The organism is Fusobacterium sp. JB019 (assembly GCA_030673965.1).
Taxonomy (GTDB): domain Bacteria; phylum Fusobacteriota; class Fusobacteriia; order Fusobacteriales; family Fusobacteriaceae; genus Fusobacterium_B.
Window position 1 is genome coordinate 1 of the sequence record JAUTCN010000021.1, and the last position, 14,947, is coordinate 14,947.

Annotated in this window: 13 protein-coding genes and 4 tRNA genes; 2 read left to right on the forward strand and 15 right to left on the reverse strand. The window is 27.3% G+C overall.

What is annotated here, in order from left to right; all coding sequences use genetic code 11:
* The 13 genes from Q7K47_10040 to Q7K47_10100 all read right to left on the reverse strand — a co-directional run.
* On the reverse strand, positions 1-198 hold a 198-nt coding region (locus Q7K47_10040; GenBank protein MDP0507533.1), incomplete at its 3' end, for an oxaloacetate decarboxylase subunit alpha.
* A gap of 13 nt (positions 199-211) precedes the next feature.
* The gene (locus tag Q7K47_10045) at positions 212-1,183 is read right to left on the reverse strand and encodes a biotin--[acetyl-CoA-carboxylase] ligase (protein ID MDP0507534.1); all 972 of its coding nucleotides are present in this window, start codon (positions 1,181-1,183) and stop codon (positions 212-214) included.
* A 205-nt stretch (positions 1,184-1,388) separates the two neighbouring features.
* A tRNA-Cys gene (locus tag Q7K47_10050) sits at positions 1,389-1,462 on the reverse strand.
* 17 nt (positions 1,463-1,479) lie between these two features.
* Positions 1,480-1,555 (reverse strand) — tRNA-Phe (locus Q7K47_10055).
* A 5-nt stretch (positions 1,556-1,560) separates the two neighbouring features.
* Positions 1,561-1,638: transfer RNA gene (locus Q7K47_10060), tRNA-Asp, on the reverse strand.
* Positions 1,639-1,657: 19 nt separating this feature from the next.
* Positions 1,658-1,733: transfer RNA gene (locus Q7K47_10065), tRNA-Val, on the reverse strand.
* A gap of 162 nt (positions 1,734-1,895) precedes the next feature.
* Positions 1,896-3,335 carry an aminopeptidase gene (locus Q7K47_10070; protein ID MDP0507535.1) on the reverse strand — a complete coding sequence of 480 codons (1,440 nt, stop codon included), beginning with the start codon at positions 3,333-3,335 and terminating at the stop codon, positions 1,896-1,898.
* A gap of 161 nt (positions 3,336-3,496) precedes the next feature.
* Positions 3,497-4,846: a glucose-6-phosphate isomerase gene (locus Q7K47_10075; protein MDP0507536.1), complete on the reverse strand. Its 1,350-nt coding sequence runs from the start codon at positions 4,844-4,846 to the stop codon at positions 3,497-3,499.
* 31 nt (positions 4,847-4,877) lie between these two features.
* Positions 4,878-5,330 (reverse strand): S-layer homology domain-containing protein, encoded by a 453-nt coding sequence (locus Q7K47_10080; GenBank protein MDP0507537.1) that lies wholly within the window; start codon positions 5,328-5,330, stop codon positions 4,878-4,880.
* 218 nt (positions 5,331-5,548) lie between these two features.
* On the reverse strand, positions 5,549-7,195 hold the full coding sequence (locus tag Q7K47_10085; GenBank protein MDP0507538.1) for a carbon starvation protein A: 1,647 nt from the start codon (positions 7,193-7,195) through the stop codon (positions 5,549-5,551).
* A 36-nt stretch (positions 7,196-7,231) separates the two neighbouring features.
* On the reverse strand, positions 7,232-7,753 hold the full coding sequence (locus Q7K47_10090; GenBank protein MDP0507539.1) for a hypothetical protein: 522 nt from the start codon (positions 7,751-7,753) through the stop codon (positions 7,232-7,234).
* A 306-nt stretch (positions 7,754-8,059) separates the two neighbouring features.
* Positions 8,060-9,052 carry a hypothetical protein gene (locus tag Q7K47_10095; GenBank protein ID MDP0507540.1) on the reverse strand — a complete coding sequence of 331 codons (993 nt, stop codon included), beginning with the start codon at positions 9,050-9,052 and terminating at the stop codon, positions 8,060-8,062.
* Between the two features lie 296 nt (positions 9,053-9,348).
* The gene (locus tag Q7K47_10100) at positions 9,349-10,212 is read right to left on the reverse strand and encodes a hypothetical protein (protein ID MDP0507541.1); all 864 of its coding nucleotides are present in this window, start codon (positions 10,210-10,212) and stop codon (positions 9,349-9,351) included.
* 328 nt (positions 10,213-10,540) lie between these two features.
* On the opposite strand from Q7K47_10100, the gene Q7K47_10105 reads away from it, so the two are divergent.
* Together Q7K47_10105 and Q7K47_10110 are read left to right on the forward strand one after the other, a co-directional pair.
* A complete protein-coding gene (locus tag Q7K47_10105) occupies positions 10,541-11,413 on the forward strand; it encodes a DMT family transporter (protein ID MDP0507542.1) in 873 nt (290 codons plus the stop codon).
* 77 nt (positions 11,414-11,490) lie between these two features.
* Positions 11,491-11,976: a hypothetical protein gene (locus Q7K47_10110; protein MDP0507543.1), complete on the forward strand. Its 486-nt coding sequence runs from the start codon at positions 11,491-11,493 to the stop codon at positions 11,974-11,976.
* Between the two features lie 15 nt (positions 11,977-11,991).
* Here the strand turns inward: Q7K47_10110 and argH are convergent, their stop codons facing one another.
* Positions 11,992-13,407, reverse strand: coding sequence for an argininosuccinate lyase (gene argH, locus Q7K47_10115; protein ID MDP0507544.1), 1,416 nt, complete (start codon positions 13,405-13,407; stop codon positions 11,992-11,994).
* Positions 13,408-13,416: 9 nt separating this feature from the next.
* Complete coding sequence (locus Q7K47_10120) at positions 13,417-14,901, reverse strand: Na+/H+ antiporter NhaC family protein (GenBank protein MDP0507545.1); 1,485 nt, start codon at positions 14,899-14,901, stop codon at positions 13,417-13,419.
* Positions 14,902-14,947 lie beyond the last annotated feature (46 nt).

Genomic DNA, 14,947 nt, shown 5'->3' on the forward strand with positions numbered 1-14,947 from the left:
TAACCTTTCCCAAGGATCTTCATTTAAAAATCTAATACATGAATCAAATGTTGCTCCTCCCCAAACTTCCATTGAATAATAACCTGCCTGGTCCATCTTCTCAATTATCGGCATTATTTCTTCAGTAGTCAGTCTTGTAGCAATAAGAGATTGAGAACCATCCCTTAAAGCAGTTTCTGTAATTTTTAATTTTGCCATGTCCCCTCCTTCACTATGAATCAACTTTTTTTATAGTACCTTTATATAAAATTTCTTTTCTACCAGTTTCTTTAATAATAACTAAACCACCGTTTTTATTAATTTTTTCAACTATCCCTACAATAATCCTATCTTTATATTTAATTTCAACTTTTTTATTAATTATATTTAAATATTTTGAATATTCTTCTATCATTTCTTTTCTATTTAGTATATATTTTTGTTTACAATTTATATTTTCAAATTCCTCTAAAATCGAGCATATTATTTCTTTTCTATTAACTTCTTCACCTAATATAATTTTTAAAGAAGAAACTTCTTCAGAAACATAATTTGGAAAAGAACTATTATTGGCATTCAACCCTATTCCAATTATTACATCTTCTATTTTTCCAGTTTCAAATTCAATATTACATTCTGTTAATATCCCACAAACTTTTTTCCCTTTTAAAAATATTTCATTCCAATTAGTTTCTGGTTTTATTCCAACAACTTTTTCGATACTTTTCATTATTGCTAAAACAGTTCCTAAAGATAGTAATTTTAAAGAATCAGAAAATATATTTTCTTTTAAAACTATAGACATATATATTCCACTTTCTTTAGGAGAATAAAAACTACTTTCTAATTTCCCTCTCCCCTTAGATTGTTCATCTGCTATAATTATATCTCCATGATTTAATTTCCCTATCTCTCTTTTAGCGTAAGAATTTGTTGAATCTATTGTCTCAAAATAATAAATTTTCTTTCCTAATTCTTCACATAAAATATTTTTTTTAATTTCATATTCAGAAATACTATCATCTTCCATAAGAGAATATCCTTTATTATTCACACCATCAATATTATATCCTTTCTTTTTCAAAGATTGTATTCCTTTCCAAATAGCTGTTCTACTCACACCTATTTCTTTCCTTAAATATTCTCCAGAAATATATTCTCCTTTTCTTTTCCTTAAGATATCCAAAATTTTATATTTAGTCATGCTAACTCCTTAAATGAAAATTTCCCTTTACCTCTTATTTTTCTAAAAAACTTCTTATTTTCCTTTAAATACTTAAACTTTTCCTAAGTATACACCAATATACACAGTTTTTCAACAAAAAATTGCAAATGGAATTTCTTAAAATAATTCAAATTATATATAATAAAAAAAACCATTCAATAATGAATGGTTATAATTTCTTAAATGGAGGCGACGGCCAGATTCGAACTGGCGGTGGAGATTTTGCAGACCTCTGCCTTACCACTTGGCGACATCGCCCTCCGTATTAAATTGAATGGTGGCCAGAGGCGGAATCGAACCACCGACACGGGGATTTTCAGTCCCCTGCTCTACCGACTGAGCTATCTGGCCAACTATGGCGGGAGCGACGAGAATCGAACTCGCGACCCCCAACGTGACAGGCTGGTGCTCTAACCAAACTGAGCTACGCCCCCAACTTTTTTTTAAAATTAATGGTGGTCACAACAGGACTTGAACCTGTGACCCCCTGCTTGTAAGGCAGGTGCTCTCCCAACTGAGCTATGCGACCCACATAAAATAGTATACTAAAAAATCTACTTTTTTGCAAGTGTTTTTTGAGTTTTTCTTTAAAAAAACATTCTTGTCTTTAACTTTTTAAATAATTTCAATGTTTTTCATAAAAAAAAGAATTGCTTATAATTATAAGCAATTCTTTTTTTTTTTATTTTTTTTATAAATATATTTTATTACTTTTCCCAATATATTTTTTCTTATCCTCTGCTTCTCCTCTAAAAAATACTTTATAAGCATTATATGTTTCATGAACATCAAATTTAGAAGAAATTTCGAATGGAGAATGCATTCCAAGTAAAGCTGGACCTACATCTATTGTTCTAATCCCCTTTTGAGATAGATACTTTGCAACTGTACCTCCTCCACCTTCGTCTACTTTTCCAAGCAATCCTGTTTGCCATGTTATATTATTCTTATTTAACATTCTTCTTATTTCTCCAACATATTCTGCATCAGCATCATTTGTACTATACTTTCCACCAGATCCTGTATATTTCACAATAACTACTCCATAATTTAATTTAGGAGCATTCTGCTCATCATGAACTGATTTAAAAACAGGATCTATCCCTGCATTAACATCTGAAGATAAAGCTCTTGAATTCCAAAATGTTTTTTTCAAATATAATTCAGAATAATTTTGTTTTATTTTTGAAATTAAATCTGCAGTAAAATATTCCAAATATTCACTTTGAAGACCTGTAGCTCCATCTGAACCTGTTTCTTCCTTATCTGCTAAGAAGCAAATACATGTTTTATTAGGAACTTCCTTCATATCTAATATTGCTCTTAAAGAAGTATAAGCACAAATTCTATCATCTTGACCATAAGCTCCTATCATAGATCTATCTATACCCACATCTTTTGCTTTTTGACTAGGTACTAATTCTAATTCTGCTGAAATAAAATCTTCCTCTTTCATTCCATAAATTTTATTAAGTCTTTCTAGCACAGCATATTTAACTAATTCTTTTATTTCTTTATCTTTTACTATAGCAGGAATAGATCCAACTATAATTTGTAATTCTTCTCCCTTTATAACTTCTCTTGCTTTTCTTTCTCCTTGTATTATTCTGTCTAAATGAGGTAATATATCAGGCACTGTAAACACAGGATCTCCATCGTGTTCACCTATTGACACTTTAACTTTCTCACCATTTTCTAGTATAACTACCCCGTGTAAAGCTAAAGGTATAGAAGTCCATTGATATTTTTTTATTCCTCCGTAATAATGCGTTTTCATATAAGCTAAATCAAATTCTTCATAAAGAGGATTTTGTTTTAAATCTAATCTTGGAGAATCTATATGCGAAACAACATAGTTTATTCCATGCAAAATATCTTCTTTTCCTATAACTGCTAAAGCTATATTTTTGTTCCTATTAACATAATATACTTTATCACCTGGAAGTAAAATGTCCTTATATCTTGCATCTATAAATCCACATTCCTTAGCTAATTCTTCACTTAAGTTAACAAATTCTCTCTCAGTTTTACCTAAGTCTAAAACTTTTTTGTACTCTTCTCCCATGGCAAATATTTCTTCAAATTTTTCAGGAGAAACATCTTTCCATCCATTATTTTTTTTGTATAACATGCTATCACCCTTACTTATTTTATTTTATAACTAGACTATTCTAGTTTATATAACTTTTTATCTAGTAATATTATATCACATATATTTTAAAAAAACAGTATCAAAAAAGGGAAACAAGAATAATCTATTAGTCTTATTTCCCTTTTATATCAATTATCTTTTTATTTTTTTAATCTTTCATTTAATATTTTTGCAGCCTCTTCAAATCCTGGTTTTCCAAGTAAAGCAAACATATTTTTCTTATATGCTTCAACTCCTGGTTGATTAAATGGATTTACTCCTAATGTATATCCACTAACTCCACAAGCTTTTTCAAAGAAATAGAATAAATATCCTAAACTAAATGCATCAAATTTAGGTATGCATATTCTTATATTTGGAACTCCTCCATCTATATGAGCAAGTTGTGTTCCTTCTTTAGCTTTTTCATTTACAAAGTTCATTCCTTTTCCTGCAAGATAGTTTAATCCATCTAAATCAGCTTCATCAAAAGGAATTTCCATATCTGTTTCTTTTTCTTCAACATCTAACAATGTTTCAAATAACATTCTTTCTCCATCTTGAATATATTGTCCCATTGAATGTAAATCAGTACTTAAATCCACTGCTGCTGGGAATATTCCTTTTCCATCTTTTCCTTCTGATTCTCCATATAATTGTTTCCACCATTCTGCAATATAGTGAAGTTTTGGCTCATAATTTATCATAAGCTCAATTCCTTTTCCTTTTCTATATAAGATATTTCTAACTGCAGCATATTTATAACAATCATTTTCTTTAAAATCTTTTGTATAATCTTCTTGAGCTTCTTTTGCACCATTCATTAATTCTTGAATGTTAATTCCTGCAACTGCAATTGGAAGTAATCCTACTGGAGTAAGAACTGAAAATCTTCCACCTACATTATCAGGAATAACAAAAGATTCATATCCTTCTTCTAATGCTAATTTTTTTAATGCTCCTTTAGAAGAATCAGTTGTAGCAAATATTCTTTCTTTTGCTCCATCTACACCATATTTTTTTTCTAGCATATTTTTAAATATTCTAAAAGCTATTGCAGGCTCTGTAGTTGTTCCAGATTTTGAAATAACATTTACTGAAAAATCTCTGTCTCCTACAATTTGTATTAGATGTTTTAAATAAGATCCTGAAATACTATTTCCTGCAAAATAAATTTCTGGAGCTTTTCTATCTTCTTTAGAAAGTTTGTTATAAAAAGTATGACTTAACATATCTATAGCTGCTCTTGCCCCTAAATAAGATCCTCCTATTCCAATTACTATTAAAACTTCAGAGTTATCTTTTATTTTTTTTGCAGCTTCTTCTATTCTAGTAAATTCTTCTTTATTGTAATTTGTTGGTAAATCTACCCATCCTAAGAAATCATTTCCCTCTCCAGTACCTTCCATAAGAACTTTTGAAGCGCTTGTTATTTCTGATTCCATAGCCATTATCTCGTCATTAGAAACAAAATCTAATATCTTTGATAAATCCAATTTTAATTTACTCATTATCTTCTCCTTTATTCATAAAATTTATTTTTTAATCTAAATTTAATTCCCTCTCTATTATCCTTAACCTTTTTTCCAGTGTTTCTAATTTAACTTTATTAATTTCAACTTGTTTTTTTAAATTTTCTATATTTTCTTTAATACTTTTTAATTGTTCTTCAAAAGTTATTCTATCAAAACCTGTTTTATTTAGTTCTTCAGAAAAATCTGCAACAATAAGAGTTAAAACATCCAATTCTTTTTGATCTGCTTTTTCTAAATTAACCTTATCTAATACTTTTGATAAATCATAAGCAAACTCATATCTTGTTAAAGGTTTTTCCCCTTTAAATTCAAATGTATTTTCCTCTATAACACCTGATTTAACTAAATTTTCAACAGCCTCATAAGCCCAATGATCCTTTGAAATATCTGTATATTTCACTTGTGAAAATGATATTATAGATATAGTTAAAAAAATCAAAAATATCTTTATTTTTTTCATATTTTCCTCCAATATGTTCTGCCTTATAGTATAACATAGACCACATCCATTATCAATTATACCACCTACAGCATCTTCTATTTTGATTAAAAAAGAATTCTATTTTGATAAATTTTGAATACTTTTTTAAAGTTTATCCCATTTGAATTATACCACAATTTTTTTGTTTTTAAAAAAAATAAGAGTCCCCTTATTAATACAAAGGAACTCTTAATAAATTATTTTTCTAAAGATTCTTTATGAGCTTTTAATAAAACTTTCACTCCTTCTAACAACAACATAAATGCTAATACAAATATAAACACAATCATTAAACATTGAATTCCATGAGTTTCTAGTCTTCCCTGTCCTGCTTTTAAAATTGAAATATTTTTTCCTAATGACATAATAAGAGAAGTCATTGTTGCAAAAATCATAAATACCATTGGTATAATAACCATTCTATTTTCTTTTCCACTCTTAGCTAACCAAACTCCAACAGCTAAGAAACAAGGTACTGCAATCAATTGATTACATGCCCCAAATATAGGCCATACATTCTTATACCCAGCTATACATAACACTCCACCACAAGCAACAGTTATTAAAGTAGAAACATAAGGATTTGTTAAAAAACTTTCTTTCTTTTCTTTTTCTTTAGGTACAAAAATTTCTTGGAAAACAACTCTTGCTAATCTTGCTCCTGTATCTAAAGAAGTAATAGCAAAGGCTGAAAAAGATAAAGAAATAACTGTGTACGCTACCTTCATTGAACTTTCACTTAATCCTAAAGTTTTAAAAGTTCCTGCAATTGCACTTGCATAAACAACAAATGGATTTCCTTTAGGCATATGTCCATCTTTAAATAAAACACCAACTGCAATTAATGCAATTATTGCTAAGCAACATTCAATTAACATTGATCCGTATCCAACTAGTTTTGCATCTTTTTCATTATCTAATTGTTTTGAAGAACTTCCAGATCCTACTAAACTATGAAATCCTGAAATAGCTCCACAAGCAACTGTAATAAATAAATATGGAAATATTGTTTGCCCGTTAAAAGGATTTTTAAATCCTGTAAATGCTGGTAAAGTGATAGTTGGATTAGTAAATAATATTCCTACTGCAGAAGCAATAATTATAAAATATAATAGAAAACTATTTAAATAATCTCTTGGTTGCAATAAAATCCAAACTGGAGATACTGAAGCAACAAAAATATAAAGTAATACAAATCCACGCCAAAAGTTTTTACTCATATGAATTGGAAAATTAATTCCTATTGCAATACAAACCACTAGTAAAATTATCCCTGCAACTGAAGATACTGCTAAAGGAGCATTTCTTCTATAAACAAAGAATCCAAACAAAATAGCTAAAGGAATAAATAAAAGAGAAGCTGTAGCAACTGCCCCATTTGTAAATGTACTTGCAACAATATCTGTAAATGCTGCTATTACTAATAACAATACCAACCATACAAAAATACTAAACAACATTTTACATTTATGTCCTAAATAATGTTCTATAATTTCTCCTAAAGATTTTCCTTCATGTTTTACAGAAACAACTATTGAAGAATAGTCTTGAACTCCACCAAAAAATATTCCTCCAATAACAATCCATAAAAATACTGGAATCCATCCAAAAACAGCTGCTTGAATAGGTCCAACAATTGGTCCTGCTCCCGCAATTGAAGCAAAGTGATGTCCTAAAAGAATTGGAGATTTTGTAGGCACAAAATCCTCTTGTCCTTTTTTCACGTGAGCTGGAGTAGGGTTTTTAGAATCAATACCCCATTTCTTTGCTAACCATGATCCATAAGTAACATAAGCTACTAAAAAAATAATAATAGCTCCTCCTAACATTGTAATACCATTCATAATTTCCTCCTTAACCTTATTTAAAATTTAATTTTCTTAGCTAAAATTTTTCATATAAATATTCTTTAATTCTTTCCCTAATCTATTGGTATGAACTTTTTTATTTGTTAAGTCTACTGCAACTATTCTAGTTGACATGTATCCTCTAAAAGTAAATAAATAATTTCTTTCTTCTTTAAATTTTTTAATCTCTTTTATAATATCCTTTTCAATAGGACTTGAACTTACAAAAATAAAAGTAAGATAAGTATACATTTGATTTTTAGGTGGGTATTTTTCACCTTTTCTAACCAATTTAGGTTCTATAGTTTTTATAATTAAATCCTTATTCCATTTAATCTCTTCTTTAGTTAATTTATCTATATTTAAAAAGAAAACATGCTCTGAGTTATTTACTTCCCAAAGATTAATATCCTTTAAAAATATATATTTTTCTGATTTTGCTGTAAAATATCCATAATTTGAAAAAAATTTATTTCCAATTTTAAAATTTTCCTGTAGATCAAAGTTATTTTCATATTTTTTTAATATTCCTTGAATATAATTTTCATATTCCATATTTCCTCCTAAATAATATAAAAAGAGACAATCTCATATTTCTAAGATTGCCTCTCAAATAATTTCCTTTAATTATACTTCACCAAAAAAGAATATAACTATACATACTCCCTTGATAAGTTTCTATGTAAAAGATTAAATATATTTTCAAAACTACTTAGAATTTTATTTATAACATTGCTTAGTATGACTATGTTTATTAGCAGTATGCTTATTATAAATATTATACTTAGTAGTAACATCATATATTTATCTCCTTCTTTTAAAATTTATTTTACGTGATTATACCTAATTTTAGGGCTCTTGTCAAGAAAAAATAATTTTTTTTAAGACATCATACTTTACCTTAGTCTTTCCCATAATTTCCCATAAATATCCATATTTTTCTTTAGATAAAGAATACACTTCATCCATTATTTTATTTTTATTTTCTTTAGGTAAAGAATTAAAATAATCATCCATAGCTTTTTTTATGTTTTGTTCTTCTTCCTTTTTCTTCTTTATTTTATTTATTTTATTTCTAAAAATTATATTTTCATCATCAATAAACTTTGATCTTTTACTGGAATTATTATTTTTAGATACAGAATTTAGAACATAGTTATCCCTTAGAGCAGAAACAATAAAACCAGAAGATTTATTATGGCTTAAACTAAAATCTATAACTTCAGTTAATCTTTCGAGAGTTATTTTTTTGTCAGTTATAATCTTCATAATATTTTTACTTGTTAATAATCCTAAATGAGTTTTTTTTAGTTTTTCTTTTATAGACATTAAAGAACTATTACTATTTTTTTCTTTAGTAGTAGTTTTTATATTTGGTTTTATAATAGTTTTTATAATAGGTATTGTTTGGACATCTTGTCCTAATCCATTTGACAATTTGGCTTCATCCATTTTACATTTTGGGCTAATGGATTGTCCATTTTGGTTACATGCATTTACCAAATCGGTTTTTGAGATAAAATCATCATTTATGATTAAATTATAAATTTCCATTACTTTTTTATCAATAATGGTATACCATTTTGTTCTATCATAAGATAATTTATTAAAATTTCCTGTTTTAATAACATTGAGTTCTTCTAACTTTATTAAAGATCTTTGAATTTTTTTAGGATTAATATATGGAAATAATTTACTAAAAGATCTAAGACTATTATATACCCAGTATCTTCCTTCTTTAAAATTTTTACCATTATCAATATTATACCCCATCCAAAAAGCAATATTTTCTATAAGAATTGCTTCTTCTATTCCATATTTTTCTGCTAAGATTACATTAAAACTATGTTTCATCTTGTCCTCCTCTTTAATATTTTTTTATAACTTATATTTATCTTCTAACTTATATTTTAAACCTTTTTCCAAGAAAGTCAAAAACGTATATGGCATATATTGCATATATTGCGTATGTTGCATATATGGCACCACTTTTTTTTATTTTATTGTCTCAAAGCATGAAAAATAAAAAACTTAGTTTTAAAAATATTTTTTATTTTTTTGTATTTTTTATATTTTTTTGCATAAAAAAAGAGAGAACCTAAGTTCTCTCTTAATTATATATTTATAAACTTTTATTATTCTAAGTTAAATTAGAATTTGTAAGTCCATCCAAGTCCGAACTCACCATAATAGTTATCAGCATCATCAGTTGCTCCATCATGCCCTTCATATTTATTAAAATCATACTCATAGTATGAAGATATTGATAAGTTATCAGTCATAGCATAGCTTCCTGATAATATAGCAATATGTCTGTTGTTTTCTTGCCAAGCAGTTGTTTTTTCATAATCTTTATCTTGAGCAAATTGATATCTATATTCAGCAGCTAAAGATAATTTATCATTTGAATATAAAGGAGTAGAAATTCTTACTTGATGTAACATTCCTGAATCTTGATCTCCTACTTTATCACCTGTTCCATTATATTTTGAATATTCAAAATAGTAACCTAATTTAACATTATTATAAGTTACTGCTACTGGCATACCTTCAGCATAGAAATAGTCATTTCCTTTATCAACAAATTTATATCCTGCTTTTAAGTTTCCTGAGAACATATCATATTTATATGAAGTAGTTGCTAGGAATCTGTCATAATCTTTTTCAGCTCTCCAAATTGCCCCAACTGTATAGTTGTCATAATGTTTAGTTGCTGACATTTCTATTCTATGATTAGTTGAACTAATTCCATCATCAGTATCCATTGACCAACCTTTTCTTGCCATTAATCCAAATGTCCAGTCATCTCCATAAGCTAATCCTAATTTGTTTCCTAACATTACAGCTTCACCTATATCTTCTGATCCAGAAGTATTATCGATTTCTATGTATTGACCTATTGAAGTTACTTTAAGCATTGGTGCTGCTTCAACTTCTGCTACTGGCATAACTTCTTTTGCATATGCTGCAGAAGCTACTGTTAATGCTGCTAATAAAAGTGTTAATTTTTTCATAATAAAATTCCTCCTTGAATAATCTTATTTTTGGTAGCCAACTTTCTCAAGGTTCGCCACTAAATTGTTTATACCTTATTTTTTTTAATTTGTAAAGGATTTTTGAAAAAAATTTTTTTTTGTTTTATTTTAATATATATTTCAGGTAAATTTCCTGTTTTAGAACTGTTTTATTTTTTCGATTTTAGGACTTTTATACTTTTTTGGGAATTTCTTTTAAACTTATTTCAATTTTTTTAAGTCTAATTCTATTTTTTGAAATTTATATTTCATTAAAAAGAATACTTATGATATAATACTTTAATTTAAAATATTTAGGAGGATATTTATGCTTAAACAAAGTACTTATAAAATTATTTTATTTCTTGTAGCTTTTTGTTGGGGTTGTGGCTTTCCTCTTTCAAAAATAGTTCTAAATAGTGGAATCGAACCCTTTGCTCTTTCTGCTATAAGGTTATTTGGAGCTTCCTTTTTAACCTTTATAATAATTAATATTAAGAAAATAAAAATAGATAAAAATGAAATAAAATTAGGTCTACTTTCTGGTTCATTTATGGGCTTTGCATTTGCTTTCCAAACTGCAGCTTTATTGTTTACAACCCCCTCAAATAATGCTTTCTTAACCGGAGCATATGTTATTGGCACTCCTTTAATCACTTGGTTATTTACAAAAAGAAGACCAAAAATTTATACATATATATCAGCTTTATTATGTTTTATTGGTATAGGATTCCTATCTTTAAATGGAAAATTCCAAATGAATATCGGAGATATTTTTACTCTTATATGCGCTGTATTTTTTTCTCTTCAAATGGTTATACTAGGTATTCATATGCCTGGAAAAAATGCTTTTGTTGTTAATGCTTTCCAATTATTTTCTGGCGGATTAATAACTTTAGTACTAAATATATTATTTGAAAATTTTTCTTTACTAAATATTCATTTTGATTTTAAACAAATTTTAGCAGTTTTATTTTTAACTGTTTTTAATATATTCTTAGGATTTTTAGCACAAACTCAAGCTCAAAAATATGTAGAGCCTTCAACTCTTTCATTAATCTTATCCACAGAAATTTTATTTGGAGTTGTACTATCTATTATTTTTTATAATGACCCTTTAACATTAAAAACATTAATTGGAGGCTTTTTAATAATTTCATCTATCATTGTTTCTGAAACTCAGTTAAATTTTTTAAAGTAGAACTTTGACTTATTTTTTTAGTCGGATTATAATACCCATATAAATATTTATATTTATATTTATATAGGAGGTCTCTTATGATTAACCAAATAAACTCACACTTTAAACATTTTGACACAATGTATGCTAACAGATATAAATACCGTCAGAAATGGATTTTAGAGCATTCTCAGGAAGAATTAGAAACTATTATCCATGAGCTTAAGGATCACGGCTTGTGCCAAGAAAAAAAGATCTTTTTAGAACTTAAGCTTGGAAAATATATTTGTGGCTTTTTTCAAAAAATTTCATTTTTAATAAATTTATTAGAAATTCTTATTTCTGTTGCGATCGTTTTTTTAGCTTCTAATATTTTAAAAAATTTAACAAGTCATATTGAATCTAAATTACTTAGTTTTTATTTTGTTTTAATTTTTTTTATTGTAAAGGCTGTTATAGATAGAACTTTTGTTAGAAAAATATTTGATGAATTTAATTGGAAGATATTTAAATTTTCATATCTTCATATGAAAAATTTTATTATAAAAAATGTTTTACATATAAATGAAAAAGGGGAATTTTAAAATTCCCCTTTTCGTTTATAAAATATCATTTATTTTATACTCTTTTAATTTTTCTATCGCGTTCTTTAAAAATTCATCTACATTTTCTATATGTTTTCCCACACTTTCAGAACCTGGTCCTCCTAAAGTAGTTCTCTTTTCTACACAATATTGTATAGATATTTTTTCATATATATTTTTTTCAAATAAATTAGAAAAATTATTAAATTCTTCCATTGTGAAATCATCTAAAGCTTTTTTATTTTCTATCCCATAAGAAACCATTGCTCCTGTTAATTTATAGGCATCTCTAAAACTCATTCCTTTTTCAGTTAAATAATCTGCAATATCTGTCGCATTTATATAACCATGTTTACAAGCTTCATTCATTTTTTCTTTTTTTATAGTCATTGTCTTAACCATTCCATTAAAAACAGTAAAACATCCTTTAACTGAATCAACCACATCAAAAAAGGCTTCTTTATCCTCTTGCATATCTTTATTATAAGCTAAAGGCAATCCTTTCATTGTTGTAAAAAATCCTGTCATATCTCCAATAACTCTTCCACTTTTACCTCTAATTAATTCTGCTGCATCTGGATTTTTCTTCTGAGGCATAATACTACTTCCTGTTGAAAAAGCATCACTTAATTCAATATATCCATAATCATTTGAGCAATAAGTTATTATTTCCTCTGAAAATCTTGATAAATGTACCATCACTATAGATAAATCACTCATTATTTCAAGTAAATAGTCTCTATCACTTACCCCGTCCATACTATTCCAAGTAGGATGAGAAAAACCTAATATTTCACTAGTATAATTTCTGTCTAAAGGATGAGTAGTACCTGCTAAAGCAGCTGATCCTAAAGGAGAGGTATTCATTAAACTAAATGAATTTTCTAATCTTTCATAATCCCTTCTAAACATTTCTACATAAGCTAATACATAATGTGAGAAACTAATTGGTTGAGCTTTTTGAAGATGAGTAAATCCTGGCATATAAGTATGTTTATGTTTTTTAGCAAAATCTACTAATATTTCAATAAGTTCTATTATATAAGATTGTATTTTTTTTATTTCATCCTTTGTAAAAAGTTTCATATCCAAAGCTACTTGATCATTTCTACTTCTTCCTGTGTGAAGTTTTTTTCCTAAATCTCCAATTTTATCAATAAGTATTTTTTCAATATTCATATGAATGTCCTCATATTCTATTGAAAATTTCACTTTCCCTTGATCCATTTCCTCTAAAATTTCTCTTAAAGTTTCTTCAATTTTTTCTGCTTCTTTCATGGTTAATATATTTTGTTTTCCTAGTCCTCTAACATGAGCTATACTACCCATGATATCATATCTATAAAGTCTTTTATCAAAATTTATTGATGAATGAAAATCTAATATTAAATCATCTGCTTTTTCTTTAAATCTACCTGAAAAATATTGCATAACTTCCCCCTAATTTTTTGTTTTAATTTTTATTAAAAGAATTATTATAAATTGTACACCTATTGCCATTAATATTGAAGTCCCCATTGGAAAAAATCCATTTATTCCAAAGAATCCTATAGCTATTATAGCATTTACAAAGGCATAATTCATTTGTGTTTTAACGTGATCTATATGTTCACAACCTGCTCCTGCTGAGGCTAATATAGTTGTATCTGATATTGGAGAAACATGATCTCCAAATAATCCTCCTGATAAAACTGCTCCTATTGTAGTATAAAGAGGAGCCCCTGTTGCTACTGCCATTGGTACAACTATTGGAATAAGAATACTAAATGTCCCCCATGAACTTCCAGTTGCAAAAGAAACTATACAACCTAAAATAAATGTTATAATTGGAATATAACCTGAATTTAAATTTATATCCTTTATAAACCCAACAATATAATCTGCTGAACCTAAATGTTTATTAATTGTACCAAGAGTCCAAGCTAAAATTAATATTATTGCTATCTCTGTCATTTTACACATACCATTTAAATATATTTTAAATATTTCTTTAAATTTTTTAGTTTTATTAATTAACATTAATATCATTAATACCATTGCTGCATATAAATAACCACTGCTTAAAGCTGCTCTAAATTCACTTCCTGAAACTTTTGTTGTTAGAAATTTTATCCCTAACATTCCAAATAGTGTGAACAATAAAACTAAAATAGGTAACCATACAAATATTGGCTTTGCATTTTCAACATAATATTTTGATTTTGCTCCTTCTTCTTTCTCTTCTTTTAAATATTTATCCTCAGATTCATTATCAAATTTTTTCATAAGACCAAAATCAAATCCAAGTAATGTTATCATAGGTATCATTGTTAAAGCTAGTATTGGATAAGCATTAAATGGTATTGCTTTTATAAAACTTTCATAATCAGATAAATCTAATCCTAAATTTTTAAATTCTTTTTGTAATAATCCAATAATAAATACCCCCCATCCAATAAAAGGAACTAAAACTGCTACTGGAGAAGCTGTTGAATCTAGAATGTATGCTAATTTTTCTTTAGAAACTTTTAATTTTCTAAAAAAAGGAGCAAATATAGGACCAACAATAAGTGGTGTTCCTAAATCTGAGAAAAATATCATTATTCCTGTAAAATAAGCTGCCATTTGAACTTTCTTTTTTGAATCTATATAATGACCCACTGCTTGAGCAAAGGCATAAGCCCCCCCTGATGTCATCATAAGTTCAATAAATCCACCTATAAATACCATCAAGATAATCACTCCTGCATTATAACTATCTGTTAATTGAGGAACAAAAAATCCTTTAATTAAAACCTTAGTTGATAACAAAGGATTATAATGATTTAACATTAACGCCCCTAAAAAAACACTTGAAAATAATGAAACTATTACATTTTTTGTTTTTATTGCCATTGCTACCGCTATTATAATTGGTATAATTGACAAAAACCCATAACTCTCCATAAAATTTACCTCCACTTTAATTTTTAATAAAAAAAACGCCTGACAT